The sequence below is a fragment of the Ruegeria sp. O5 genome (genome assembly GCF_056535105.1).
This window is the reverse complement of the sequence record NZ_JBQERN010000049.1, coordinates 1-1,255: the sequence shown is the minus strand read 5'-3', so window position 1 is coordinate 1,255 and position 1,255 is coordinate 1. Positions and strand designations below refer to the sequence as shown.

Here is a 1,255-nt window from a genome sequence, read left to right as displayed (position 1 = left end):
TGAGCAGCCTCATCTGACTGGTCCAAGTTGATTGTTAGTGCATCATCGGCCTGTGATCCATCGGGATGATGGTTTCAGGTGCCGGCGGGCGATAGCCCAGTGCACTGTGGGGGCGTTTTGTATTGTAGTGTCTCCTCCATTGTTCGATCAGGATTTGTGCTTCGCGCAGGCTGTAGAAGATTTCGCCGTTGAGTAGTTCGTCCCTGAACCGGCCATTGAAGCTTTCGCAGTATCCGTTCTCCCACGGGCTCCCAGGTTCAATGTAAGCCGTCTGGGCGCCAACTGCGGCGGTCCAGTCTCGGACAGCCTGGGCGACAAATTCTGGCCCATTGTCTGAACGTATGAAACAGGGTGCCCCCCGAAGTATGAACAGATCCGTCAGGGCGTCGATCACGTCGACCGAGTTCAGCTTGCGCTTCACTCTAATCGCCAGGCACTCCCGGCTGTGCTCATCAAGGATGTTCAGCGTCCGGAAGGCTTTGCCATCGTCGGTTCGACAATGGACGAAATCATAGCTCCATACATGATTGCGATACTCCGGCCTCAGCCGAACACACGACCCATCCACTGCCCGGCAGTCGATACGCAGTATCGATGAGAGGGGTTCAGCCAAAGCCGTCCTTTCTTCGGTTGTTTCACTGGCACTTTCAGCCCCTCTCGTCGCCAAAGCCGTTCAATTCGCCCATCGCTGACAGACCATCCAGCCTCTCTCAGCAATGCAGCGATCCTGCGATAGCCATATCGGCCGTATTGACGGGTCAGCTCGATCATGTCGGCCACCAATCGGTCTTCGTCTGCGCGACCTTGTGGGACACGCCGTTGCGTGGACCGGTGTTGTCCAAGCACGCGGCAGGCGCGTCTCTCGGAAACGTTCAGTTGGTTGCGAACATGGTCAATACAAGCACGACGACGAGCGGGGCTCAGTAGTTTCCCTTCGCGGCTTCCGTCAGGATCAGCTTGTCCAACGTCAGATCGGATACCGCACGTCGCAGTCGCTCATTCTCTTTCTGAAGCCGTTTCAGTTCTTTCAACTGATCTACGCCCATTCCGCCGTACTTCTTGCGCCAGCGGTAATAGGTTTGTTCAACAACGCCGATCTGCCTGATCGCATCAAGACGGGACATGCCTTGCCCCATCAGAACTTCAACCTGCCGTAACTTCGAGACAATCTCTTCGGGCTTCGGTCGCTTGTTTGCCATTCGTGGTCCTCCGTTTCCTAAACATAGCGGTGGACCAGTTCAGTTGGGGAGGCTCA

General features: G+C 55.9%; 1 pseudogene. It reads right to left on the bottom strand.

Going from position 1 to position 1,255, the window contains the following annotated elements:
- Positions 1 to 34 precede the first annotated feature (34 nt).
- Positions 35 to 1,199, bottom strand: a pseudogene (locus ACR0M3_RS20015) (IS3 family transposase).
- Between the last annotated feature and the right edge of the window lie 56 nt (positions 1,200 to 1,255).